Annotated in this window: 29 protein-coding genes, 2 tRNA genes and 1 riboswitch; of the genes, 13 read left to right on the top strand and 18 right to left on the bottom strand. The window is 60.2% G+C overall.

Annotated features, from left to right (window positions below):
- Positions 1 to 45 precede the first annotated feature (45 nt).
- Complete coding sequence (locus ACN9MZ_RS11070; protein ID WP_426342191.1) at positions 46 to 1,110, top strand: DUF2268 domain-containing putative Zn-dependent protease; 1,065 nt, start codon at positions 46 to 48, stop codon at positions 1,108 to 1,110.
- Positions 1,111 to 1,138: 28 nt separating this feature from the next.
- On the opposite strand, the gene ACN9MZ_RS11075 is transcribed toward ACN9MZ_RS11070, so the two are convergent.
- From ACN9MZ_RS11075 to ACN9MZ_RS11130, 12 genes are all read right to left on the bottom strand, one after another.
- Entirely contained in the window at positions 1,139 to 1,426 is a 288-nt protein-coding gene (locus tag ACN9MZ_RS11075) for a hypothetical protein (RefSeq protein WP_426342192.1), read from the bottom strand.
- 1 nt (position 1,427) lies between these two features.
- The gene (locus tag ACN9MZ_RS11080) at positions 1,428 to 1,697 is read right to left on the bottom strand and encodes a hypothetical protein (protein WP_426342193.1); all 270 of its coding nucleotides are present in this window, start codon (positions 1,695 to 1,697) and stop codon (positions 1,428 to 1,430) included.
- A gap of 84 nt (positions 1,698 to 1,781) precedes the next feature.
- Positions 1,782 to 1,857 (bottom strand) — tRNA-Lys (locus ACN9MZ_RS11085).
- A gap of 17 nt (positions 1,858 to 1,874) precedes the next feature.
- Positions 1,875 to 1,950, bottom strand: a tRNA-Lys gene (locus ACN9MZ_RS11090).
- 64 nt (positions 1,951 to 2,014) lie between these two features.
- Positions 2,015 to 2,767: a tol-pal system protein YbgF gene (ybgF, locus tag ACN9MZ_RS11095; RefSeq protein ID WP_426342194.1), complete on the bottom strand. Its 753-nt coding sequence runs from the start codon at positions 2,765 to 2,767 to the stop codon at positions 2,015 to 2,017.
- 196 nt (positions 2,768 to 2,963) lie between these two features.
- Positions 2,964 to 3,488 (bottom strand): peptidoglycan-associated lipoprotein Pal, encoded by a 525-nt coding sequence (gene pal, locus ACN9MZ_RS11100; protein WP_426342195.1) that lies wholly within the window; start codon positions 3,486 to 3,488, stop codon positions 2,964 to 2,966.
- A 54-nt stretch (positions 3,489 to 3,542) separates the two neighbouring features.
- Positions 3,543 to 4,808: a Tol-Pal system beta propeller repeat protein TolB gene (gene tolB, locus ACN9MZ_RS11105; RefSeq protein WP_426342196.1), complete on the bottom strand. Its 1,266-nt coding sequence runs from the start codon at positions 4,806 to 4,808 to the stop codon at positions 3,543 to 3,545.
- Complete coding sequence (locus ACN9MZ_RS11110; RefSeq protein ID WP_426342197.1) at positions 4,808 to 5,662, bottom strand: energy transducer TonB; 855 nt, start codon at positions 5,660 to 5,662, stop codon at positions 4,808 to 4,810. Before ACN9MZ_RS11110 ends, tolB begins: the two co-directional genes overlap by 1 nt.
- A gap of 3 nt (positions 5,663 to 5,665) precedes the next feature.
- Entirely contained in the window at positions 5,666 to 6,106 is a 441-nt protein-coding gene (locus ACN9MZ_RS11115) for an ExbD/TolR family protein (RefSeq protein WP_426342198.1), read from the bottom strand.
- A 15-nt stretch (positions 6,107 to 6,121) separates the two neighbouring features.
- Complete coding sequence (gene tolQ / locus ACN9MZ_RS11120) at positions 6,122 to 6,811, bottom strand: protein TolQ (protein WP_426342199.1); 690 nt, start codon at positions 6,809 to 6,811, stop codon at positions 6,122 to 6,124.
- Positions 6,812 to 6,829: 18 nt separating this feature from the next.
- Positions 6,830 to 7,228 carry a tol-pal system-associated acyl-CoA thioesterase gene (gene ybgC, locus ACN9MZ_RS11125; protein WP_055935129.1) on the bottom strand — a complete coding sequence of 133 codons (399 nt, stop codon included), beginning with the start codon at positions 7,226 to 7,228 and terminating at the stop codon, positions 6,830 to 6,832.
- Between the two features lie 119 nt (positions 7,229 to 7,347).
- Entirely contained in the window at positions 7,348 to 8,091 is a 744-nt protein-coding gene (locus ACN9MZ_RS11130; protein ID WP_426342200.1) for an SDR family NAD(P)-dependent oxidoreductase, read from the bottom strand.
- A gap of 242 nt (positions 8,092 to 8,333) precedes the next feature.
- Positions 8,334 to 8,444, top strand: a riboswitch (ZMP/ZTP riboswitch).
- Between the two features lie 81 nt (positions 8,445 to 8,525).
- Between ACN9MZ_RS11130 and glyA the strand changes: the two genes are divergently transcribed.
- From glyA to ACN9MZ_RS11175, 9 genes are all read left to right on the top strand, one after another.
- On the top strand, positions 8,526 to 9,770 hold the full coding sequence (gene glyA / locus ACN9MZ_RS11135; protein ID WP_426342201.1) for a serine hydroxymethyltransferase: 1,245 nt from the start codon (positions 8,526 to 8,528) through the stop codon (positions 9,768 to 9,770).
- A gap of 78 nt (positions 9,771 to 9,848) precedes the next feature.
- Positions 9,849 to 10,322 (top strand): transcriptional regulator NrdR, encoded by a 474-nt coding sequence (gene nrdR / locus ACN9MZ_RS11140; RefSeq protein WP_090443505.1) that lies wholly within the window; start codon positions 9,849 to 9,851, stop codon positions 10,320 to 10,322.
- 60 nt (positions 10,323 to 10,382) lie between these two features.
- Entirely contained in the window at positions 10,383 to 11,006 is a 624-nt protein-coding gene (gene pilV / locus ACN9MZ_RS11145) for a type IV pilus modification protein PilV (protein ID WP_426342202.1), read from the top strand.
- Positions 11,003 to 11,878: a PilW family protein gene (locus tag ACN9MZ_RS11150; RefSeq protein WP_426342203.1), complete on the top strand. Its 876-nt coding sequence runs from the start codon at positions 11,003 to 11,005 to the stop codon at positions 11,876 to 11,878. The genes pilV and ACN9MZ_RS11150 overlap by 4 nt, the downstream gene beginning before the upstream one ends.
- 10 nt (positions 11,879 to 11,888) lie before the next feature.
- Complete coding sequence (locus tag ACN9MZ_RS11155) at positions 11,889 to 12,461, top strand: pilus assembly PilX family protein (RefSeq protein ID WP_426342204.1); 573 nt, start codon at positions 11,889 to 11,891, stop codon at positions 12,459 to 12,461.
- A complete protein-coding gene (locus ACN9MZ_RS11160; protein WP_426342205.1) occupies positions 12,458 to 12,901 on the top strand; it encodes a type IV pilin protein in 444 nt (147 codons plus the stop codon). Before ACN9MZ_RS11155 ends, ACN9MZ_RS11160 begins: the two co-directional genes overlap by 4 nt.
- Positions 12,829 to 13,455: a GspH/FimT family pseudopilin gene (locus tag ACN9MZ_RS11165; RefSeq protein ID WP_426342206.1), complete on the top strand. Its 627-nt coding sequence runs from the start codon at positions 12,829 to 12,831 to the stop codon at positions 13,453 to 13,455. The genes ACN9MZ_RS11160 and ACN9MZ_RS11165 overlap by 73 nt, the downstream gene beginning before the upstream one ends.
- A complete protein-coding gene (gene ribD / locus ACN9MZ_RS11170) occupies positions 13,452 to 14,546 on the top strand; it encodes a bifunctional diaminohydroxyphosphoribosylaminopyrimidine deaminase/5-amino-6-(5-phosphoribosylamino)uracil reductase RibD (protein WP_426342887.1) in 1,095 nt (364 codons plus the stop codon). Before ACN9MZ_RS11165 ends, ribD begins: the two co-directional genes overlap by 4 nt.
- A gap of 11 nt (positions 14,547 to 14,557) precedes the next feature.
- Positions 14,558 to 15,178 (top strand): riboflavin synthase, encoded by a 621-nt coding sequence (locus ACN9MZ_RS11175; protein WP_426342207.1) that lies wholly within the window; start codon positions 14,558 to 14,560, stop codon positions 15,176 to 15,178.
- Positions 15,179 to 15,187: 9 nt separating this feature from the next.
- Here the strand turns inward: ACN9MZ_RS11175 and ACN9MZ_RS11180 are convergent, their stop codons facing one another.
- The 4 genes from ACN9MZ_RS11180 to ACN9MZ_RS11195 form a co-directional block, all read right to left on the bottom strand.
- The gene (locus tag ACN9MZ_RS11180; protein ID WP_426342208.1) at positions 15,188 to 15,484 is read right to left on the bottom strand and encodes a hypothetical protein; all 297 of its coding nucleotides are present in this window, start codon (positions 15,482 to 15,484) and stop codon (positions 15,188 to 15,190) included.
- 5 nt (positions 15,485 to 15,489) lie between these two features.
- Positions 15,490 to 15,735, bottom strand: a complete 246-nt coding sequence (locus ACN9MZ_RS11185) for a hypothetical protein (RefSeq protein ID WP_426342209.1) — start codon at positions 15,733 to 15,735, stop codon at positions 15,490 to 15,492.
- A 144-nt stretch (positions 15,736 to 15,879) separates the two neighbouring features.
- Positions 15,880 to 16,593 carry an SDR family oxidoreductase gene (locus ACN9MZ_RS11190; RefSeq protein ID WP_426342210.1) on the bottom strand — a complete coding sequence of 238 codons (714 nt, stop codon included), beginning with the start codon at positions 16,591 to 16,593 and terminating at the stop codon, positions 15,880 to 15,882.
- A gap of 151 nt (positions 16,594 to 16,744) precedes the next feature.
- Entirely contained in the window at positions 16,745 to 17,167 is a 423-nt protein-coding gene (locus tag ACN9MZ_RS11195; RefSeq protein WP_426342211.1) for an OsmC family protein, read from the bottom strand.
- Positions 17,168 to 17,311: 144 nt separating this feature from the next.
- Between ACN9MZ_RS11195 and ribBA the strand changes: the two genes are divergently transcribed.
- The 3 genes from ribBA to nusB are packed head-to-tail and all read left to right on the top strand — an operon-like array spanning position 17,312 to position 19,439.
- Complete coding sequence (gene ribBA / locus ACN9MZ_RS11200) at positions 17,312 to 18,421, top strand: bifunctional 3,4-dihydroxy-2-butanone-4-phosphate synthase/GTP cyclohydrolase II (RefSeq protein WP_426342212.1); 1,110 nt, start codon at positions 17,312 to 17,314, stop codon at positions 18,419 to 18,421.
- Positions 18,422 to 18,459: 38 nt separating this feature from the next.
- Positions 18,460 to 18,948, top strand: a complete 489-nt coding sequence (ribH, locus tag ACN9MZ_RS11205) for a 6,7-dimethyl-8-ribityllumazine synthase (protein WP_130313200.1) — start codon at positions 18,460 to 18,462, stop codon at positions 18,946 to 18,948.
- Between the two features lie 20 nt (positions 18,949 to 18,968).
- Positions 18,969 to 19,439, top strand: coding sequence for a transcription antitermination factor NusB (nusB, locus tag ACN9MZ_RS11210; RefSeq protein ID WP_426342213.1), 471 nt, complete (start codon positions 18,969 to 18,971; stop codon positions 19,437 to 19,439).
- Here nusB and ACN9MZ_RS11215 read toward each other — a convergent pair.
- Together ACN9MZ_RS11215 and ACN9MZ_RS11220 are read right to left on the bottom strand one after the other, a co-directional pair.
- Positions 19,436 to 20,146: a hypothetical protein gene (locus ACN9MZ_RS11215; RefSeq protein ID WP_426342214.1), complete on the bottom strand. Its 711-nt coding sequence runs from the start codon at positions 20,144 to 20,146 to the stop codon at positions 19,436 to 19,438. The two genes, nusB and ACN9MZ_RS11215, sit on opposite strands and share 4 nt — an antisense overlap.
- 69 nt (positions 20,147 to 20,215) lie before the next feature.
- On the bottom strand, positions 20,216 to 21,145 hold the full coding sequence (locus tag ACN9MZ_RS11220) for a transglycosylase SLT domain-containing protein (protein ID WP_426342215.1): 930 nt from the start codon (positions 21,143 to 21,145) through the stop codon (positions 20,216 to 20,218).
- Positions 21,146 to 21,532 lie beyond the last annotated feature (387 nt).

The following is a 21,532-nucleotide window of genomic DNA, read 5'->3' on the forward strand; positions in this document are numbered from 1 at the left end:
CAGGGCTTGTGACATATCGATTACCCGGGGCCGCTGAAAAGCCCGATGGTGAAAATGTCATCGCGTGATATCGAAATCGATATTGCCAAAACTTCTTTTCAATTCAATAAAGTGTTATCTTGCGGCCTTGGCTTACCTTATTGCCCGTACCTGCCTTCAAAGATGATCAGACACTTTCTTATTCCTGTTACCGCGCTATGGAGCAGCGCGGTATTTGCCGCCGCTGTCAACCCACTCACGGTCGATATTGGCATTGGCGATGCCCGCCGCTTTGCAAACCTGATGAAAGACAATGCCGTGCCGACGGCCGAAGTCCTGCAGCGCGAATACCTCGATCGCGCCGGCCCTGGCGTAAAGATTTTCACCCCACTGCGTATCGTCAATGCCGAGCGCCTGGCGCGCAAGGTTGCGGCTAATCCTGACGCTTATCGCTATGCGATCAGGGAATGCCTGCCACGCCTTCCAGCGTTGCGCAGCGATCTCAGAGCGATCTACCTCGCCTTTTCAGGCTTGTTGCCAGAGCGCCCGCTTCCCGCAATCGAGGTCGTGTTCGGCGCCTTGAATTCCGGAGGAACGGCCAGTTCGGACACGCAGGTGATTGGCTTGGAAGTGAACTGTCCGCCAGGCACGTCGCCCGAACAGTTCCGCACCACCATGCGCTCCTTCTTTGCACATGAAACTGTCCACACCTGGCAAGAGGAGGAAACACCGCAGGCCCTCGCTGACCCTCTGTTAAGCCAGGCCTTGAGGGAGGGTGTCGCTGACTACCTCGCAAATCTGGTCACCGGAGAAATGCCGAAACCCGAACGCGATGCGTGGGCGCGCCAGCGTGAGTCGTGGTTGTGGGAAGAATTCAGGCGCGATCGCCAGTTCATGCGGTCCGACAGCGAGAGCTTGCGCAAACCTGGAGCCAGCCCACGCTTCAAGCGTTGGTTCGCTAACTACGGCAGCGCTCCGGAAGGCTGGCCTAGCGAGGCGGGCTATTGGATCGGCATGCGCATTGCCGAAGCTTACGTGAACCGCGCTCCCGACAAGCCGGCAGCGATCCGAAAACTTGTTGAACTCGAAGATCCTGCTGCCCTCCTTGAGGCAAGCGGTTACCAGAACTAATTAATCTTGCAGGCAGCAGAAACCATGTTTACCACTTCGGAATTGGGTGGCTATGGGAATTGTCCCATTCTTCAAAACTTGCGGGGACTCTGCCTTCTCCATCCGACTTTGGTATGACGGCCAATTCTGGTTCCTCGCGCGGCTCGTGTGTGTACGCATCCAGTTTCGTCACGGTACCCTTGATTTGATCTTTATCGATTTTGCCGGAGAACGTTAGCAGGACGCGAGCCTCGCGCTCCTTGTCGTTCGCAAACTCGGTGCCGTCCGAATACTTGGCCTTGAACGAGATGGTCTTTTGTTCTTCGTTGTAGATCACGTCATAGAGGTTTTGCGTTGGCCGTCACCGGCGGCTGGACCGCCTTGGCGTCTGAAGCGGGCTGTCCGGCGGTCGAATAGCTGTAGACGCCAGCGGCCAGTGCCGCGAACACGGCGCCGGTTGCAGTGACAAGTGCCAAAGCTTTTTTCATTGTTGAGTTCCCGATGTAGTCCCGGCAATTCGGCAGGTGGGCGCGCATGATATCAGAATGGCCGCATTGCAAATTGCGCAAAAAGTCACAACGTGGAGTCTGGATGGACAACCATTTCATTGACAAGTGTCAAAATCGCGTCCAGGGAGTGACCAAAAACAAAAAAGCCCACGAACCGAAATTCGTGGGCTTCTCTGCGTATCTTGGTAGGCCGTGCGGGGCTCGAACCTGCGACCAACGGATTAAAAGTCCGCTGCTCTACCAACTGAGCTAACGACCCAAGGTTCTCATTTCGAATGGTAGGCCGTGCGGGGCTCGAACCTGCGACCAACGGATTAAAAGTCCGCTGCTCTACCAACTGAGCTAACGACCCGTCGAAAGAAGAAGCGAGATTATAGGCTGGGTCGGCCCAGCTGTCAAATACTCGCCTGCACTTTTTACTTGATGGATTTCAGGCGATCCTTGGCGGTCGCGGCCGCTGGGGTGCCTGGATAATTCTTGATCAGCTCCTGCAATGTCTTTTTGGCATTGTTGACCGCCTTCAGTTCGGTCTGGCAGCTTGCGATGTTCAGCAGGGCGTCGGCGGCTTTAGGGCTATCCGGCCAGGTCTTCACGACCACTTGCTGGGCAGTGATGGCGTTTTTGCAATCGCCTTGCGCGTAATAGGCGTTACCCAGCCAGTATTGGGCGTTCGAAGCATAGGCCGACGCGCCGAAGCGCTTCACGAAGTCTTGCAGCGCACTGGCTGCGCCTTTGTAGTCGCCGCCCTTGAACTGTGCCATCGCGTTGTCATAGGCGTTCTGTTCGTCCATGTTGACCGAGGAGGTCTGGCCGTCGATGGTCACCTGGCGGGGTTCCAGCTTCTTCATGCGGGCATCGAGGTCGGTGTAGAAGTCCTTCTGGCGCTTTTGCGCGACCTGGATTTCATTCAGAAGAATCTCAGTCTGGCCGCGCAGGCGTGCAACTTCTTCGCGGAGCTGGTCCTGCTGCGAGATCATGTCCAGCGTCGTGTTCTTGTCGGTCTTGCTGTCGATCAGGTTCTTCAGGTCCGCCTCCAGCTTGGCGACCTTGGACTTGAGATCCATGATGGCCTTGCGCGCCTCCTCATCGTCGAACAGGCCGGCGGAAGCGGTCAGGGGCAGGGTGGCAGCGAACAGGGCTGCCATCAGGGCAGACTTAGTGAATTTCATTTTTCTTCCTTGCACAAAAAAAGAAATGGGGCAGGGCGCAGTATAAACTGCGCGCTGCCCCTTGTGCGACATCTCTGGCTGTGCTGAGAAGCAGATCAGGTGTTTTGCGTTATGCATTTTGTCGCAAAAAATTAGGGGCGGTGCGCAGCATACACTGCGCACCGCCCCTTGAGTGCGGCATTGTTAAGCTAAAAAATTACTTAGCTTTGTAAACGATGTCAGCACGGCGGTTCTGCGACCATGCTTCTTCGTTGTGGCCTTCAGCCTTAGGCTTTTCTTCGCCCAGGGACACGGCTTCCATGCGGGACTCGGCCACGCCCAGGGCTGCCATCGACTTGCGCACCGCTTCAGCGCGCTTCTGGCCCAGGGCCAGGTTGTACTCGGAGCCGCCGCGTTCGTCGGTGTTACCCTGGATCAGGATGGAACGCTGGTTTTTGCCCAGGTATGCAGCGTGGTTCGACACCACTTCTTTACCGTCTTCACGAACAACGTAGCTGTCGAAGTCGAAGTACACGGAACGGTTGGCCAGCTTGCCGCCTGGGATGTCCAGCTCGTCAACTTCTGCTTTCACTGGCTCGACAGCGCGGGTGTCAGCTTGCTTGACTGGCTCGGCTGGCTTCTCAACCACTTCAACTGGCTTCTGTGGAGCTGGTGGGGTGGAGCAAGCTGCCAGCAGGGCTGCGGTGCTGAGGATGAAGGCTACGTGTTTTACGTTACGCATTTTTATTTCTCCTGGTCGTTAAAGGTGCTACTTCTCTTACTTCTTTTTACTTCTTCACTTCATGAAAGGGCCCCAAGTGGGTTCCTTGATATTGCCCGCCTGAATACTCAGGCGTTGCTTAACCCGGCCGTCTGTCGATGCCACGGCCAGCGAGCGGCGGCCGCCGTTCTGAGTGGCGTACAGGATGTACTTGCCATTCGGAGCGAAGCTTGGCGAATCGTCGCTGGTGGTATCGGACAGGCGTTGCTCTTGGCGGGACTCCAGGTCCAGTACGAACAACTGGAAGGCGCCGCCTTCGCGCCGCGAAATATAAGCCAGCGTCTTGCCGTCGGCGGAAATGCGCGGGCTGATATTGTACGAGCTGCCGAACGTCACGCGCTGCGGTTCGCCGCCGTTGACGCTCATGCGATAAATCTGCGGACCGCCGCTGCGGTCGCTGGTGAAATAGATCGACTGGCCATCGGCACTGAACTGGGGTTCGGTGTCGATGGTGCTGCCGTTGGTCAGGCGGCGGATGCCGCTGCCGTCGGCATTGACGATGTAGATCTGGGTGTTGCCAGGCTTGGACAGTGCAACGGCCAGGCGCTTGCCGTCCGGCGACCAGGCCGGTGCAGAGTTGTTGCCTTTTTCATTGGCCACCACGGTGCGCTGGCGGGTTGTCAGGTTCTGCACGTATACCACTGGCTTGCGCTGTTCGAACGAGACGTAGGCGACCTTGGTGCCGTCAGGCGACCAGGATGGCGAAATGATTGGCTCGGTCGAGGTCAGGGCGGGAATCACGTTCTCGCCGTCGGCATCGGCCACTTCCAGGCGGTACTGGCGGCCTTGCTGGACCACGTAGGCGATACGGGTCGAGAACACGCCCTTGATGCCGGTCAGCTTTTCATACACGTCGTCGGCGATCTTGTGCGCGGCCAGGCGGCCGTACTGGTTCGGCATTGGCGCGCGGAAGCCGGACAGGTCGTTGCCCTGCACGGTGGACATCAGGCGGTATTGAATCTCGAACTGGCCGCCGCCGAGTTGCTGCACGGAGCAGGCCACCAGCGCGTCGGCGCCGCGCGCCTTGTAGCTGGTCGCTTCAACCTGCATCAGGTTGGTGGTGGGCGAAGCGTCGATGACCTTGAACATGCCGCTACGGGTCAGGTCGGCTTTGATGATTTCCGAGATCTGGGCCGGGGCCGTGGCTTCGCCTGCGCATGGGCCGATGGCGACCGGGATCTGGTTGCTGCCGACGCCGGAAATTTCGACGCGCAGTTGTGCCTGTGCCGACAGCGCAAACGCTGCGCCGGCCACTACGAACATCAATTTAGCTTTGTTCATCAAGGTACGTCCTTCAAATTGAACACGAGTTCAAGCTCGCGCGCTACCGTGCCGTCATCGCGTTTCGGCAGGGGCGAGGCCTTATAAATCGCATTCTCCACCGCAGTGTCATACGCAGCTACACCGCTGCTTTTCGTTTTTTTCACGGACATGACTTCGCCGCTAGGAAGCTGGCTGACCATGAACCTTGCCTCGATATCCTGCTTGGCGCCAGGATAGTCGATGCGGCCCATGATCTTGGTGCGCAGCTTCGCAACATAGCCCTTGTCCAGGTTAGGCGCGGTTGAACGCGCCGCCGTGCCGGTGGAGCCTGCAGCTGCCGAACCCATGATGCGCTGCATTTCTGCGGCACGGGCTTTGGCAGCTTTTTCCTTCTCTTTCAGTTCCGCCAGTTTTTTGGCTTTTTCTTTTTCCAGCTTATCCAGCTTGTCTTGCTTATCCTGCTGCTCGGCCAGGCGCTTTTTCTCTTCTTCGAGCTTTTTCCTTTGCTCGGCGATTTTCTGTTCGAGCTCTTTCTTTTCTTTTTCCTTCTTCTTCTGCAACGCGATCTCAGGATCAGGCTGCACCGGCTTCACTACTTCCGGTGGCGGAGGAGGCGTCGGTTCAGGCTCGCGCGCGGGCGGCTCCGGCTCGGGCTGCGGCTCCGGTTCTGGCGCTTTCGGCGCGGCCATCTGCGTGGACACGTCCCAGATCTCGGCATCCACGCCGACCGGATCATTGTTCCACCGGATGCCGACCCACAGGAACGCGAACAGCACGCAGTGCATCGCCAGCGCGAGCGCAAACGCACGCGTGCCGCCGTGCCGTTTCGGCACACGGTACGGTCCGCCTGCATTTGCCATCATCATTGCCATGCCTTACTTCGTTGCCAAGCCAACGCGGTTAATCCCCATCTTCTTCGCTTCGGAAATCAACTGGATCACATCGTCGTACTTGCTCTCCTTGTCGCCGGCGATCAGCACCGGGTACTCGGGATATTGTTCGTGCAGCGTGCGCAGCTTGCGCACCAGCGCATCGCGGTTCGGTTCGGTTTCCGGCGCCTCAGCCGATTTGCCGGCGATGCCGATCATCAGCGAGCCGTTCGGCTTCACCTGCACCTGGATATAGGCATCCGGCGGGCGCGACGCTTTTTCAGCGTGAGGCAAGTCGATCGACTGCGGGTTGTTCGAGGTCGGCATCACCATGAAGATGATCAGCAGGCAGAGCATCACGTCGATATAAGGCACGACGTTGATCTCGGACTTCAGTTTGCGGCCGCCGCGGCTGCCGCGCAGGCCACTTGAGAAGGAGGATGCCATCTTCAGTTTCGCCTTTTAACGGGACTGGCGCTGCAGGATGTTCGAGAATTCTTCAACGAAGCTCTCGAAGCGGATCGCCAGGCGGTCAATATCGTGCGAGAAGCGGTTGTACGCCACCACGGCCGGAATTGCGGCGAACAGGCCGATAGCAGTCGCGATCAGCGCTTCGGCAATACCGGGCGCAACAGCCGACAGCGTTGCCTGCTGCACATTGGCCAGGCCGCGGAAGGCGTTCATGATGCCCCACACGGTACCGAGCAGGCCGATGTAAGGGGAGACGGAACCGACCGAAGCCAGGAAGGCCAGGTGCGCTTCCAGTGCATCCATCTCACGCTGGAAAGCAGCGCGCATGGCGCGGCGGGCGCCATCCAGCACGTCGCCCATATTCATGTCGCGGCTGGACGCAGCAGCCTGCTTGCCCTTGATGAATTCACCCATGCCCGCCTCGAAAATGCGGGCCAGGGCGCCACTGTTGGCGCGGTTGCTGCCTGCGCTGGCGTGCAGAGCGTGCAGGTTGCCGCCGGCCCAGAAGGTCTTTTCGAATTCGACCGTCTGCTTGCGCGCGCCGCGCACGTCAAACAGCTTCTTGAAAATATAAGTCCAGCTGATGATGGAAACCGCAAGCAGCAGCGCCATGATCAATTGAACGATCAGGTGTGCGTTGGTGATGAGGGCGATGAAGGAAAGGTCTTGGGTGACGTTCATTGTTTCTCAATCTAATTATTATGCGCGCATGCGGGCCGCAACGGCATCCGGCACGGCGCGGGGGCGCAGGGCCGAGTCGACGCAGCCTACTTTAACGTGGGCAGTATTTAAGAGGCGGTCGCCGCACCACGCCTCCTGTACAAACTGGATCGAAGCGCGGCCCAGTTTATCAATGCGAAGCGTCAATTTTATTACATCGTCTAGTCGTGCCGGCGCGTGGTAGTCTGCACTGACATTTTTGACAACAAACATGGCATCGTGCTCGCGCAGGAGGCTGTCCTGGTTAACGCCGAGGGAGCGCAACCACTCGGTGCGCGCGCGCTCGAAGAACTTTAAATAGTTCGCGTAATAGACAATTCCGCCGGCGTCCGTGTCTTCGTAATAGACGCGGACCTCCCAGGTGAACTCAGACGACATAGATAGAAGAGCTACTAAGTGAGAATCGGCAACATTTTACGCCAAATGAATTGACACCAACGTATTTTGCACAATCTCGTAACAATTGCTTACGGTTTTCCCTTATATGGGGCGGCATTTTAGCCGCGTTTGATCGCGAATGGCGAGAATCCTTGGCAGGTTGGCATCAATTCAATGGAATTTACATTAATGTGTTGCGGCAATGTTGCAATCCAGAAAGCTGTGTTGGCGATGTCGTCGGCGGTCAGCGGGGTGGTGCCTTCATAGACTTTGGCTGCGGCAGCGTCATCTTTCAGGCGCACATTGGAAAATTCGGTGCCGCCGCACAGGCCGGGAGCGATATTGGTAGCGCGCACACCGGTGCCGATCAGGTCGGCGCGCAGATTGAGGGTAAATTGTTCGACAAAGGCCTTGGTGGCGCCGTAGACATTGCCGCCAGGGTAGGGATAGGCGCCGGCCACCGAGCCCAGGTTGATAATGGTGCCGCGGCCGCGCTCGACCATGCCTGGCAGCAGGGCGTGGGTGATAGCGACCAGGCCGGTGCAGTTGGTGGCAATCATGGTTTCCCAGTCTTCCAGGTCGGCTTCGTGGGCGCCTTTAATGCCGAGGGCGAGGCCGGCGTTATTAATCAGGACGTCGACTTCTTTCCAGTCGGCGGGCAGGGAAGCCAGGGCAGCGTGGATAGCGCCCTTGTCGGTGACGTCGAGCTTGACCGGCAACAGGTTTGGACCGAGTTCTGTGGCCAGGGCTTCCAGGCGCTTGGCGCGGCGGCCGGCGGCGATGACCTTGTGGCCGTTCTTCACGAAAACACGCGCCATCGCGGCGCCAAAACCAGCGGTTGCGCCGGTAACTAACACGATCATGGTCGAACTCCCAATATTAACTTGAGGAATTGTATGCCGAAATTCGGGGTCAGGTCTGTCATTTGGACAGCTAGCGCTAATCTTTGAGATTTCTCAATACGCCAAAAGCGCCAGATTTGCGTATTGAGCGAAATCAAAGAAGCGGTTTGGCTGTCCAAATGACAGACCTGACCCCGAATTTTGGTGAAAGCGGCACAACCGTTGCCGTTATTTGCCACTTAACTTACAATCTTGGCTCCATTACTGTCTCACGTAACTGGCGAAAAACTAGCCGGCGCTTGCGCTGCTGGTGAGAGGTGGGCAACCACCGGGGAACGTGAGATCTCAAACAGCCGTTCGCCTGGGCAGCCACGATGGAAACGTGCGTTTCGGCTGCCCTGTCACTTTTTGGCTCCCGATTCGATCCAATCTGCCTTAAAAACTGGAGTAATTTCATGTTCGCAAAAGATCATACCCTCGCCAACGTTGACGCGGAGCTGTTTGCCGCTATCCAGAACGAGAACAAGCGCCAGCACGACCACATTGAGCTGATCGCTTCTGAGAACTACACCTCGCCAGCTGTAATGGAAGCCCAGGGCTCCCAGCTCACCAATAAATACGCCGAAGGCTATCCTGGCAAGCGCTACTACGGTGGCTGCGAGTACGTGGACGTCGTCGAGCAACTGGCAATCGACCGCGTGAAGCAGCTGTTCGGCGCCGAAGCGGCCAACGTTCAGCCTAACTCCGGGTCCCAGGCTAACCAGGGCGTGTTCTTCGCCGTCCTGAAACCAGGCGACACCATCATGGGCATGTCGCTGGCGGAAGGCGGCCACCTGACCCACGGCATGGCACTGAACATGTCCGGCAAATGGTTCAACGTCGTTTCCTACGGCCTGACCGCTGAAGAAGACATCGACTACGACGCAATGGAAGCCCTGGCCAAGGAACACAAGCCAAAGCTGATCATCGCCGGCGCATCGGCCTTCTCCAAGAAGATCGACTTCGAGCGTTTCGCCAAAGTCGCCAAAGCCGTTGGCGCTTACTTCATGGTCGACATGGCCCACTACGCCGGCCTGATCGCCGCTGGCCTGTACCCGAACCCGGTTCCGCACGCCGACTTCGTGACTTCCACCACCCACAAGTCCCTGCGCGGTCCACGTGGCGGCATCATCTTGATGAAGGCCGAACACGAAAAGATCATCAACTCCGCGATCTTCCCCGGCATCCAGGGCGGCCCGCTGATGCACGTGATCGCCGGCAAGGCAGTGGCCTTCAAGGAAGCCCTGTCCCCTGAATTCAAGGCTTACCAGGAGCAAGTGGTGAAGAACGCCGACGTGCTGGCCAAGACCCTGATCAAGCGCGGCCTGCGCATCGTTTCCGGCGGCACCGAGTCGCACGTGTTCCTGGTCGACCTGCGCGCCAAGAACCTGACCGGCAAGGAAGCGGAAGCGATCCTGGGCCAGGCTCACATGACCTGCAACAAGAACGGCATCCCGAACGACCCGCAGAAGCCATTCGTGACTTCGGGCATTCGCCTGGGTTCGCCAGCCTTCACCACCCGCGGTTTCAAGGAAGCGGAAGCGGAACAAGTGGGCAACCTGATCGCCGACGTGCTGGATAACCCGCACGATGCAGCAACCATCGAGCGCGTGAAAGCCGCTGTGAAGGTGCTGGCTGATAAATTCCCTGTTTACGCCTAAGCAAGCGGTTGGTACTATCGAGGCGCCGGATCGTAAGGTCCGGCGCTTTTTCATTCAATAATAAGAGACGCTCAATCCATGAAATGCCCGTTCTGCCAGCACGATGATATCCAGGTCCTCGACACGCGCGTGTCGGAGGAAGGGGACGCCATCAAGCGGCGCCGGCGCTGCGTGAACTGCGACAAGCGCTTCACCACTTGGGAACGGATCGAACTGACCATGCCTTACGTGGTCAAGAAGAACGGCAGCCGCACCGAGTATTCGGCCGACAAGCTGCGCGCCAGCCTGATGCTGGCCTTGCGTAAGCGCCCTGTTGCTGCCGAGTCCGTTGACAAGGCGGTTTCCTCCATCGAAGAAAAGCTGCTGACCAGCGGCCAGCGTGAAGTCGATTCGGTCTTCGTTGGCGAGCTCGTCATGGCCGAGCTCAAGCGCCTGGATAAAGTGGCGTATATCCGCTTCGCTTCCGTCTACAAGAACTTCGAAGACTTGGCCGAATTCCAGGACGCGATCGAAGAAGTTGGCGACGGTCAAGAGCTCTCTCCCAAAGCTTGATATTTCTCAAACCCGCAAGTCCTCTGCTGACTAATTTGATCAGCAGGGGAGGACTGTGCCATGCATCGTCCATTTGCAGGGTTCACCATGGTGGAAGTGCTGGTTGCCGTGCTGCTGCTCGCCGTCGGCTTGGTCGGCGCGCTAGCGATGCAGGCCCACGCCATGCGCACGCGACAGGAGTCAAGCCTGCAGACAGAAGCCCTGCAAGCTGCCGGGACGCTTGCTGACCACATCCGCGTGAACGCCGCGCAGTCCTCCGCTTACCTGGGATTCGAATTTGACGCCGCCGATGGCGACAGCGCACCTGATGCGCCGGCTTCCTGTACGGGCGCGCCCTGCGATTCCGGCGCCATTGCGCGGCAAGAGCTGGATGAGTTCCGCCGTCAGCTTGTGGCTGTGCTGCCGCGAGCCCGCGCCGTCATCTGCCGCGACGCCGGCACGGCGCCGGGCGGCCAGTTGCAATGGCCATGCTCCGGTGGCGCCGATGCGCCCGTCGTCATCAAGATAGGCTGGCGCTTCCGGCGGCCGGATGGGTCGACTGCCGGGGTGGCTACCGTTCCAGGCGTCGCTTTGCCTATCGCGCTGGCCGACCCGCCACCCTTGCCCGGCGCACCGCCAGCGGCGCCCGTCAAGCCGGCTTCAACCGATCCTGTCGTTCCGCCTGCCTCGGGAGGCACGCAATGACAGCGCAGCAGCAAGGCCTGGCCTTGGCCGAAGTCCTCGTCGCGATGGCGCTCAGCCTGTTGGTGGCGCTGGCGGCCGCCTCCCTCCTGCACGCTTCCGATAGCGACTTCCTGCATAACGGCGCCAATACCCGCATTGACGATAGTGGCCGCTTCGCACTGGCAATCATCGGCCAATCCCTGCGGCAGGCGGGTTATCCCGGCGAGCCAGGCACGGAGGTCGCCGCCGCGCCAACGTCCTCCCTGGCCATCGAGGGCCGCGACGCCGCAAGTGTGGCAAGCAATGTCGACGGACTCGGTCCAGCGCTGCCAGCTGTCAACGGCAGCGACGTACTCGCCATTCGCTATGCACCTGCAGCGATCGCCGGCGCGGAGGGCGGCGGCGCCATGCTCAATTGCGCCGGTTTCCCTGCCGGCCCAGGCGAATGGGCCTGGAGCATTTTCTACATCGCCCAAGCTGGAGACGGCGTTGCTGAACTTCGCTGCAAATACAAGGGCGAAAACGGTTGGGGCTCGGACGCCGTAGTGCGTGGGGTCGATGCCTTCCACGTACTGTATGGCATCGATACGGACCGCCCGCGCGACAACATCCCCAACCTTTACCTGACCGCCAGCGGCATCGATGCTCTCGATGCCGCGCTTCCCACATCCGAGCGTGCGCTGCGTCCTCATTGGCGCCGCGTCACCAGCGTTCGCATTGCCTTGCTGCTGCACGGTGAGCGCGGTTCGCGTGCGGGCAGCCGGATTGGCAGCTACGATTTGCTGCCTGGCCTTGACCCGGGCGCACGCATCGATGAAGCCGGTTTGCCGCAGCCGATGCAGCATCGCGCGCGCCGGCTGTTCACGGCGACTGTCGCCTTGCGCAATCAATAAGGAGAGCACCATGCATGAATACCAGCGCGGCGTCACTCTTCCGGTAACGATGCTGTTGCTGCTCGCCGCTCTGACGATTGGCGCATCGGCTGCACAAATGGCGATGCTGGGCGAGAAGGCCGCCCGCGCTGAACGGGACCGCCTGCTTGCCTTCCAGTCTGCGGAGGATGGTTTGATGGATGCAGAACGCGATATCAATGCCGGCCTTGGCCAGCCGCTTGACGTGCCCGCCACGCCGGCGCAGCCCGGGAGCGCTGCTCCCGCATGGCAAACCGTTGACCTTGCGGGCATCGGAGGCACGGAATACGGCGCGCTGACCGGCGCCGCAATGGAGACAGGGCAGGGCGTGCTGCCATTTCGACGCCCGCGCTACCTCGTGGAGCGCGTCGCGTACACGCCAGCCGGAGCGCCGCCGTCCCACTACTACCGTGTGACGGTCATCGGCTTCGGCACGCGCCCCGGCGCCGAGACCGTGATGCAGGCCAGCTACACGCCCCCGCTACCGGTGCGACGCCGCAGCTGGCGTGAAATCATGGATTGGCAGGCGCTGCACGATGCCGCCAGCCGCGAGGAGGGACAATGACCGCGCGCCCATCCGCCGGCGGCACCTTGCTCGGCATGCTGACCACCCTGATCATCATCGGCATTCTCTCGGCCGTGGCAATACCGGTCTGGAGCGAAGCGGTCATCCGCATGCGCCGCAGCGAAGCGCAGGCTGCACTGCAAGAGCTGATGCAGCAGCAGGAGCGCCACTTCACGCGGTTTAACAGCTACGCCGCGTTTTCGGCGAATACCGCGAGCGACTTCCGCTGGTGGTCGGGCCGGAACGCCAAGTCCAGCGCTTATGAGTTGGAAGGCAAGGCCTGCGATGGCCAGCAAATCCGCGACTGCATCCAGCTGGTCGCCACGCCCGGCACGCTCAATGTCGACAGCCGATTCAGGGATCCGCAATGCGAACGCCTGATACTTACCAGCAGCGGGCTTCATCTCGCCACCGGGCCTTCCCGCAGCTGCTGGCGCTGAAGTGGGTGACGCGCCAGCCAGCGGGAAGGCGTCCCGGCTTTACGCTGCTGGAGCTGATGATCGTCCTTGCCATCCTCTCCATCCTGTTTGCCACCGCGCTGCCGAACCTGAGCAATATGCTTGCCGGACGCCAGCTGCGCACCGCTTCGGCCGACCTGCTGGCGGCCATCAATGACACTCGTGCCCAGGCAATCGCCCGCCGCCGCGTGGTCACCCTGCTGGCAGAAAACGGCAATTGGCAGCAAGGTTGGCTGATTGTCATCGACGCCAACGCTAATCGCAGCCTGGACGAAGGCGAGGCAATCCTGTCCCGCCACAGAACCGCGCCCGAGCGCCTGCAGGTAAGGGCCAGGTTCACCGACAACACAGCGCCGGCCTATATTTCATATAATGCAGCAGGACGAAGCTGCCGCGCCGCCCACCCGAATGCCGCCAACTTTGGCACCATCACGCTTGAACTGGCCGGCGCGCAGCGCAATATCAAGATCAATATGCAGGGCAGGGCGCGCTTATGCGATCCCGCCCTGGAACCGGCAACCTGCGCAAGCATATGAATATCAACAGCGACCTCGAAGGCATGCAGCTCGCCCTGCAATGGGCAGAAAAAGGCCTGTTCACCACTTCTCCGAACCCGCGCATCGGCTGCGTGATCGTGCGAGATGGCGTCGTGATCGGCGAGGGCGTGACGCAAGCCGCCGGCCAGGATCACGCCGAAGTCCAGGCTCTGAAAGACGCCAAACGCCGTGGCCACGATGTGCGCGGCGCTACCGCCTACGTCACGCTGGAGCCGTGCAGTCACCATGGCCGCACGCCGCCCTGCGCCGATGCGCTGGTGCGCGAAGGCCTGGGCCGCGTTGTCGCGGCGATGGAAGACCCGAATCCGCTGGTTGCAGGCAATGGCATGGCGCGCCTCTCCGCCGCCGGGATCGAGGTCGCCAGCGGCCTGCTGGCCGACCAGGCCTATGAAATGAACATCGGCTTCTTCCACCGCATGCGCCACGGCCTGCCGTGGGTGCGCATGAAGACCGCTGCCAGTCTCGATGGCATGACCGCCTTGCACAACGGCCAAAGCCAATGGATCACCGGTCCCGAGGCACGCGCCGACGGCCATGCCTGGCGTGCCCGCGCCTGCGCCATCCTGACCGGCATCGGCACGGTGAAAGCCGACGACCCGCAACTGAATGTGCGCGCTGTCGAAACGCCGCGCCAGCCGCGCCGCATCGTGGTCGACAGCAAGCTGGAGATCAGCCCGCAAGCGCGGGTGCTGCAAGGCGGCGGAACCTGGATCGTCGCTGCCGGCCATCACCCGGAAAAGGAAGCAATGCTGCGCGATCAAGGCGCCGAGATCATCGTGCTGCCCAACGCACATGGCAAAGTCGACTTGCCGGAGCTGATGCGCGAGCTTGGCCGCCGCCAGATAAACGAGCTGCACGTCGAAGCAGGCGGCAAGCTGAATGGCTCCATGATCCGCGAAGGCTGCGTGGACGAGCTGCTGGTCTACCTCGCGCCAACCCTGCTGGGTGATGCACAAGGCATGTTCGCCCTGCCGGCGTTGACTGAGCTCAGCGGCAAGCACAGCCTGAAATTCCACGAGGTTAAGCAAGTCGGCGCCGATTTGCGTATCCTTGCCCGATTCAACCCTTAATAAAGATCACTATGTTTACTGGAATCGTAGCCGCGGTCGGCAAAATCAAAACCGTAACCCCGCTGGAAGGCGGCGCTGATGCAGGCGTGCGCCTGTATGTGGATGCCGGCGGCCTGCCGATGGCCGATGTCGGCTTGGGCGACTCGATCGCCCTGAACGGCGCCTGCATGACGGTGGTGGAAAAGACTGCGACCGGCTTCACCGTCGACGTTTCGCGCGAGAGCTTGAACAAGACCGTCGGCCTGGACACCACCACCGAAGTGAATCTGGAAAAAGCCCTGACCCTGGCCGAGCGCCTCGGCGGCCACCTGGTTTCCGGCCACGTCGATGGCCTGGGCGTGGTGCGCAAGTTCGAGCCGGTCGGCGAATCGCACGAACTGGTCATCGAAGCCCCGCGCGACCTGGCGAAATACCTGGCTTACAAAGGCTCGGTGGTGGTGAACGGCGTGTCGCTGACCGTCAACCGCGTTGAAGACAGCGCATCCGGCTGCTCGTTCTCGATCAACCTGATTCCGCACACCATCCAGGTCACTACCTTGAAGCATCTGAAGGCCGGCTCCAAGGTCAATCTCGAGATTGATCTGATCGCCCGCTATGTTGAGCGCATGCTGTCACTGAACGCAGCCGGTTGATTCGCTAGGTCAGCGCGACCAGTTGAGCACCATGCGCTTGAGGTCTATCTGGATGTCGCCGCCTGCAAGGTTGCAGCCGCCGAAGTCTTGGTGAAACTCAAGATAGTACGGACCAAAATGCATGCGCCCGGCGTCGCCGTACATAGTTCCGCCAAGATGATGGACATGCGGGGCTTCGTGGAAGCGTTCAAGGCCCAGCTCTTCGCCCTGCTCGGAGAACATGGAAACGTAACAGGCTTCATCGTCGTCTTCGTCGCGCGCTGGTAAGCCGACGTTTGGGGCGTCCTCCCTGACAACGGACGGCATGCGGCTCAAGTGGCCGGAAGGGTACAGACCTCGGCCTTGCCTTCCCGTTGACCGTCCATGGTTTGCGTCATCGGTGGATGGCAAGGCGGGCCTTCGAATTCGTCTTGGGTCAGCCAGAATCCGACATACTTCCGGCATATCACGTCTTCCATCGCAAAGCTTTGCGGATGCGATACCATCAATTGCGGGACGAACCCATCCAGCTTTGGCGCATTTTCCGCCATGTCTCCAACAAACAGGCTAAGCGCCACCAGCTCCTGTCCTTTGACGCGGTATCACCAGTCCTAGCTGGTGAAACTCGGGCGCCTTCCAGGACTCGCCGATTGCGTCGGCAAGTGCACCTGCAGAAGGCCGGGCCGAGAAGCTCGCGGATGACATTTCTGCGGAAGCCTTGTTCAGGCTGCGGTGCGGGAGGCGGCGATGTAGGCAGGCAGGTCCGCGTTGATGCCCAGCTTGACCTGGCGAGTCAGGTCGTCCGCCAGTACTTCTTCCTTGCCTTCGGCCAGGGCGGCAAAGATTTGCGCTGCCACTTCTTCCGGCTTGATCTTCGCGATGTCGTAGCCGGCAGTCATGTCGGTATCCATATAGCCCATGTGGGCGCCCACCACTTGCGTGCCTTGCGCGGCCAGTTCAATGCGCAAGCCGTTGGTCAGCGCCCAGGCGGCGGACTTGGACATGCTGTAGGTATTCGTCGGGCCTTGGCTGTACCACGCCAGCACGGACAGGATGTTGACGATGGCGCCGCCGCCGTTGGCTTTCAGCGTCGGAGCGAAGCCTTTGCTCAGCAGCATGGGGCCGATCACATTGGTTTCCAGCTCGGCGCGTGCCTGCTCCAGGGCGTTGTCGGCCAGGATGCCGCCGGCGCGGACGATGCCGGCATTGTTGATCAGCACATTCACATCTTTGTATTCGCGGGTGACGGCGGCGATTTCGTCGTGGTTGGTTACGTCCAGCTGGACCGGGATGACGCCGGAGAGGGTGACCGATTTCGGGTCGCGGGCGGCGCCGTAGACTTTCTTCGCACCTGCGGCGAGGGCGGCTTTCGCCAGTTGCAGGCCGAGGCCACGGTTGGCGCCAGTGATGAATACGACGGAATCTTTGATGTTCATGGTGGTTTCCTTGAGGGTTAATGATGACGGTCGTCATCGAATTATCTAATAATAGTGATCGCAATTAAAAAGTTCAAGGGAAATTTTCGGAAACCGGTAGACGAGGGTCAGCCCCGAAGGGTCTGACCCTCGCTGAGCGACGGGCGCGGGATTAAAGGAGGGTTGTGCTGAGGGTGATGTTGGCTTTGAACAGCTTGGAGACGGGGCAGCCGAGTTTTGCCTTGTTGGCAAGCTCTTCGAATTTGGCCTTGTCGGCTCCGGGAATCTTCGCTTGCAGGTCGAGGTGGATGGCGGAAATTGAGAAGCCGTCGGCCACTTTATCCAGCGTCACTTCGGCCCTGGTTTCCATCTTTTCGGCCGTTAGCCCGGCCTCGCCCAGGATCAGCGACAGGGCCATGGTGAAGCAGCCGGCATGCGCCGCGCCGATCAATTCTTCCGGATTGGTGCCCGGTTTGCCCTCGAATCGGCTGGAAAATCCGTAAGGCGCCGCCTGTAGCGCACCGCTTGCTGTACTGATCGCTCCACGTCCATCTTTGATGCCGCCAGTCCAGACGGCCGAACCGCTAGTCTTCATCGCTGCCTCCTTCAGGGTTGAAAAGCAATTCAGTCTAGGCCAAAACCCCTAATGGCGGCGCTCGAGGGGGCAGAAGTGCGCCAAATCCTTTAAAATAGCGGGTTAACAAAGAAACGCTCTGTGCCTCACATCAAAGGAAAAAATATGTCCATTTCCAGCACCGAAGAAATCGTCGCCGAACTGCGCGCCGGTCGCATGGTGATCCTGGTCGATGAAGAAGACCGTGAAAACGAAGGCGACCTGGTGCTGGCCGCCGAGCACGTCACGCCGGAAGCAATCAATTTCATGATCAAGCACGCGCGCGGCCTGGTGTGCCTGACCTTGACCGAAGAGCATTGCAACCAGCTCGACTTGACTATGATGACGGCCAAGAATGGCACTTCGTTCGGTACCAACTTCACCGTGTCGATCGAAGCGGCGGAGGGCGTCACCACCGGTATTTCGGCAGCGGACCGCGCCAAGACCATCCAGGTGGCGGTGGCCAAGGGTGCCAAGCCAAGCGACATCGTGCAGCCGGGCCACATCTTCCCGCTGCGCGCGGTGCCGGGCGGGGTGCTGATGCGCGCAGGCCATACCGAAGCCGGCTGCGACCTGACCGCGATGGCTGGCCTGATGCCGGCTTCCGTGATCTGCGAGATCATCAAGGATGATGGCACCATGGCCCGCTTGCCGGAACTGCTGGAATTCGCCAAGGAACATGGCCTGAAGATCGGCACCATCGCGGATCTGATCCACTATCGCAGCCAGAACGAATGCATGGTGGAGCGCATTGCCGAACGTCCGCTGCGCACTGCACACGGCGACTTCCGCATGATCGCTTTCCGCGACAAGCCAAGCGGCTCGGCCCACCTGGCACTGGTGCATGGCGATATGGCGCCTGGCAAGGAATCGCTGGTGCGCGTGCACCAGCCGGTGTCGATCCTGGACCTGCTGGAAACCGAAGCCACCACCCACTCCTGGAACGTGTCGTCCTCGATGAAGGCAATCAAGGCGGCGGAGCAGGGGGTGATGGTGCTGCTGAACTGCGGCGAGACCGCGGAGCAGTTGTTCGGCCAGCTGGACGCGCTGGACAGGAACGTGCGTCCAACCGGCCGCGCCGCCAGCATGGACCTGCGCAGCTACGGCATTGGCGCGCAAATCCTGCGCGATGTGGGCGTGCACAAGATGCAGTTGCTGGCCAGCCCGCGCAAGATGCCTTCGATGACCGGCTTTAACCTTGAAGTCACCGGCTACATGGCCAAACCTGCCGCCTGAAGCGCGGCTTAACCCGAAATCGAGAAAAGAGGACCACCATGACCGTAGCAACCTACGAAACCAACCTGTCCGGCGAAAACCTGCGCATCGGCGTCGTGCAAGCGCGCTTCAACGAAGACGTTTGCCATGGCCTGCTGTCCGCTTGCCTGCAGGAGCTGAAGAACCTGGGCGTGGAAGATGAAGACATCCTGCACGTGACTGTTCCGGGCGCGCTGGAAATCCCACTGGTGCTGCAGAAGATGGCCGAATCCAACCAGTTCGACGCTCTGATCGCGCTGGGCGCCGTCATCCGCGGCGAGACCTACCATTTCGAACTGGTGTCCAATGAATCGGGCGCAGGCGTGACCCGCGTGGGCCTGGACTACAGCATCCCAATCGCCAACGCCATCCTGACCACCGAGAATGACGAGCAGGCGGAAGTGCGCATGGCCGTCAAAGGCGCCGAGGCTGCCCGCTGCGCCGTCGAAATGGCCAACCTGTCGATCGCCCTGGAAGAACTGCACCAGGACCTGGGCGACGACGAGTAATTCAACAAGAAGGTAAGAACATGACTGACAATATGACGCACGCCAATCCGAGCAAGAACCGTACGCCGCGCCACCGCGCGCGCGAGTTCGCGCTGCAGGGCCTGTACCAGTGGCTGCTGAACAATGAAGAAGCGACCAAGGTCGTCAACAACATCCGCGGAGCCCATGGCTTCGACAAGGCGGATGGCGAATACTTTGCCGACCTGCTGCGCGGCACCATCAAGCAATCGGTCGAGCTGCGTGAAATGTTCACGCCGCTGGTCGATCGCGGCATTGGCGAACTGTCTCCGATCGAGCACGCGGTGCTGCTGATCGGCGCATATGAGCTGAAGAACCACGTTGAAATTCCATACCGCGTCGTGATCAATGAAGCCGTGGAGCTGACCAAGTCCTTTGGCGGTATCGATGGCCATAAATACGTGAACGGCGTGCTGGACAAGCTGGCGGCCCAACTGCGCGGCGACGAAGTCGCGGCAGACAAGAAGCGTTAATCCCTTCCCCCTGTGCCTGCGGCAGTGGCCGCAGGCCCGTCTTTCAGTACCAATTGTCCCTTCACCAGCCATGCGGCTGAAAAGGCCATGACCGCAAGGGTCTCCGGCCAGAAGATCGATTGCTGCTGCCCGTTCAGTTCCAGGATCGCTATCCACGCGAAGGCCACCGCCATCAGGGTGCCGCAGGCAATGTAGACCTTGTTGCGCGTGCATTTTTGTTGCGTCGGCAGGGAAGGCGTATTGGCGCGGAAGCGGAACGTCACCAGGTAAAACGTCAGCACGAAGAAGGCGGCAACGAAGATGAAGTGGTAGCCCAGCGGGCCATGCGGGGCGTGCAGCAGGGCTGCCACCAGCTTGGTCTCGTCGTCGGGCAGGAAGGTGCCGGGTGACCTGAGGACGCCGATCGAGATTTTCATCGGGAAGAGGGCGATGCCGATGGCCGACGCTCCGGCCAGGATGGAAATCCAGCGGTCGCGCCGGTGGCCGGTATCGAAGAACGCCATGACCACTCCGCCCACTACCAGGGCGCCGACGAAGATGTCGCGCGCACTGCTGTAGTAATAGGCGCTGATGGAGTTGGTGGTCCAGACCTGGTCCGGCGAGAGGAAGGCGAGCAGGCGCACACTGACCGGCATCAGGAAGGCGATCCAGCCCACGGTTTGCTGCAAGGCCCGCTCGGAGATGAGCAAGTGGTTTGCGGTCGACATGGCTCCATTCTGCGCCGCGCATAATAAAAAAGCCACCCGAAGGTGGCTGCATGCGCGGCAGGCGGTCGATTACAGGCCGGCCAGCTGGTCTGCGCTGATTTGCTTGTCAGCCTGGGCCACAGTGGCCGGGGCTTCTTTCGGCTTTGCCGGGGCAGGGGCGGAGGATGCGACCTGCTGCGGCGGGGTAATGTATGGCACTTTCTTGCCGGCGGAAACTTGCTTCAGGCGCGAGTATTCCGCCAGCACGCGCGAACCATAGCCGTCATCGGTTTCGAAGGCGGCCGCGCCGACGTAGGACTTCAGGCCCGCTTCAACGGAGCCGCCCTTGGCCACGTAATCCTTCAGGATCAGGGCGCCAACACGGATGTTGGCGACCGGGTTCAGCGCAGCCTGCACGCCGCCCATGTCCTGGAATTTGTCGGTGTGGACCTTGGACATCACCTGCATCAGGCCTTGCGCGCCCATTGGGCTTTCCGCGAACGGATTCAGGCCCGACTCGATTGCCATCACGGCCAGGATCAGCAGCGGATCCAGCTTGATTTCGCGAGCGGTCAGGTAGGCGGTGGAGACCAGCATATTGGTCGCATCGCCAGCCACACGGTAACGCTTGGAGAGCCAGTTGGTAACGGCATCCTGCTGCTTCTTGGAGCCCACCAGGTCTTTGTCCTCGGCGGCAAGCTGCGTTTCGGCAGTGGCGATGACCAGGCCGGCCGGACGCACTGCAGGCGCTTCCATCAGTTCGGACAGTGGCGGCGCGACCACGACTTGTTGAGGCGCTGGCGGCGCCCCGCGCAGCGCTTGGGCCAGGTCGGTCGCCAGTTCAGGATGGGCAACCATGGCGCAAGCCATAACCAGTGCAGCGATACCCAGGAGGCTCAGCAGAGACTGCGCGGCGGTCAGCACACCGCGTGCCGAAATGCTCTGCGTGGAAATCCATGCGGCGGGCTGGCGAGCCCACAGGCGGGCGCTATCAAGCAACCCATTGAATCGATTGTTCATTCAGAACTCCCCTGAAATGTAAGAGTCAAAACGCGTCCCCGCCGCGCTAAAACGCGGTCAATTCGACGTGCCATAGTCGTTACATCAGTGTTATCTTCGTCCACCGCCGCACAGGTCGCACGGGACTGGACGCCATCATTGTTTGCTAAAGCTGGCGGGTCTATGGGGCCAGTTGCAACACAACTTTTTCCGGGAGAGAGGCAGGCGCCTCGTGAAAAACACTCCTTAAAATGTCTGTGGAGCCCGGATACTCCGTGAATGCAATGAGTGACAACTTAGTTGGCATAAAGGCCATGTCCTCATCAGGTAGGTCAAATTGTAGGAGGGGTATTATATCTAGTCAATACTAACACTGCCGTTCTTTATTACTTTTGAGTATAATTTTCT

Source organism: Pseudoduganella sp. S-14, assembly GCF_049913285.1.
GTDB lineage: Bacteria > Pseudomonadota > Gammaproteobacteria > Burkholderiales > Burkholderiaceae_D > Rugamonas.

Bases quoted from the DNA above. Each gene is read 5' to 3' on its own strand.
- tolB (WP_426342196.1), bottom strand. From the start codon at position 4,808: ATGAACAAAGCTAAATTGATGTTCGTAGTGGCCGGCGCAGCGTTTGCG.
- nusB (WP_426342213.1), top strand. From the start codon at position 18,969: ATGACTGACAATATGACGCACGCCAATCCGAGCAAGAACCGTACGCCG.
- ACN9MZ_RS11070 (WP_426342191.1), top strand. From the start codon at position 46: ATGGTGAAAATGTCATCGCGTGATATCGAAATCGATATTGCCAAAACT.
- ACN9MZ_RS11180 (WP_426342208.1), bottom strand. From the start codon at position 15,484: ATGCCGTCCGTTGTCAGGGAGGACGCCCCAAACGTCGGCTTACCAGCG.
- tolQ (WP_426342199.1), bottom strand. From the start codon at position 6,811: ATGAACGTCACCCAAGACCTTTCCTTCATCGCCCTCATCACCAACGCA.
- ACN9MZ_RS11130 (WP_426342200.1), bottom strand. From the start codon at position 8,091: ATGATCGTGTTAGTTACCGGCGCAACCGCTGGTTTTGGCGCCGCGATG.
- ribBA (WP_426342212.1), top strand. From the start codon at position 17,312: ATGTCCATTTCCAGCACCGAAGAAATCGTCGCCGAACTGCGCGCCGGT.
- ACN9MZ_RS11115 (WP_426342198.1), bottom strand. From the start codon at position 6,106: ATGGCATCCTCCTTCTCAAGTGGCCTGCGCGGCAGCCGCGGCGGCCGC.
- ACN9MZ_RS11150 (WP_426342203.1), top strand. From the start codon at position 11,003: ATGACAGCGCAGCAGCAAGGCCTGGCCTTGGCCGAAGTCCTCGTCGCG.
- ACN9MZ_RS11080 (WP_426342193.1), bottom strand. From the start codon at position 1,697: ATGAAATGGTTGTCCATCCAGACTCCACGTTGTGACTTTTTGCGCAAT.
- pal (WP_426342195.1), bottom strand. From the start codon at position 3,488: ATGCGTAACGTAAAACACGTAGCCTTCATCCTCAGCACCGCAGCCCTG.
- ybgC (WP_055935129.1), bottom strand. From the start codon at position 7,228: ATGTCGTCTGAGTTCACCTGGGAGGTCCGCGTCTATTACGAAGACACG.
- ribH (WP_130313200.1), top strand. From the start codon at position 18,460: ATGACCGTAGCAACCTACGAAACCAACCTGTCCGGCGAAAACCTGCGC.
- glyA (WP_426342201.1), top strand. From the start codon at position 8,526: ATGTTCGCAAAAGATCATACCCTCGCCAACGTTGACGCGGAGCTGTTT.
- nrdR (WP_090443505.1), top strand. From the start codon at position 9,849: ATGAAATGCCCGTTCTGCCAGCACGATGATATCCAGGTCCTCGACACG.
- ybgF (WP_426342194.1), bottom strand. From the start codon at position 2,767: ATGAAATTCACTAAGTCTGCCCTGATGGCAGCCCTGTTCGCTGCCACC.
- ACN9MZ_RS11165 (WP_426342206.1), top strand. From the start codon at position 12,829: ATGCGAACGCCTGATACTTACCAGCAGCGGGCTTCATCTCGCCACCGG.
- ACN9MZ_RS11190 (WP_426342210.1), bottom strand. From the start codon at position 16,593: ATGAACATCAAAGATTCCGTCGTATTCATCACTGGCGCCAACCGTGGC.
- ACN9MZ_RS11215 (WP_426342214.1), bottom strand. From the start codon at position 20,146: ATGTCGACCGCAAACCACTTGCTCATCTCCGAGCGGGCCTTGCAGCAA.
- ribD (WP_426342887.1), top strand. From the start codon at position 13,452: ATGAATATCAACAGCGACCTCGAAGGCATGCAGCTCGCCCTGCAATGG.
- ACN9MZ_RS11175 (WP_426342207.1), top strand. From the start codon at position 14,558: ATGTTTACTGGAATCGTAGCCGCGGTCGGCAAAATCAAAACCGTAACC.
- pilV (WP_426342202.1), top strand. From the start codon at position 10,383: ATGCATCGTCCATTTGCAGGGTTCACCATGGTGGAAGTGCTGGTTGCC.
- ACN9MZ_RS11155 (WP_426342204.1), top strand. From the start codon at position 11,889: ATGCATGAATACCAGCGCGGCGTCACTCTTCCGGTAACGATGCTGTTG.
- ACN9MZ_RS11220 (WP_426342215.1), bottom strand. From the start codon at position 21,145: ATGAACAATCGATTCAATGGGTTGCTTGATAGCGCCCGCCTGTGGGCT.
- ACN9MZ_RS11160 (WP_426342205.1), top strand. From the start codon at position 12,458: ATGACCGCGCGCCCATCCGCCGGCGGCACCTTGCTCGGCATGCTGACC.
- ACN9MZ_RS11110 (WP_426342197.1), bottom strand. From the start codon at position 5,662: ATGGCAATGATGATGGCAAATGCAGGCGGACCGTACCGTGTGCCGAAA.
- ACN9MZ_RS11195 (WP_426342211.1), bottom strand. From the start codon at position 17,167: ATGAAGACTAGCGGTTCGGCCGTCTGGACTGGCGGCATCAAAGATGGA.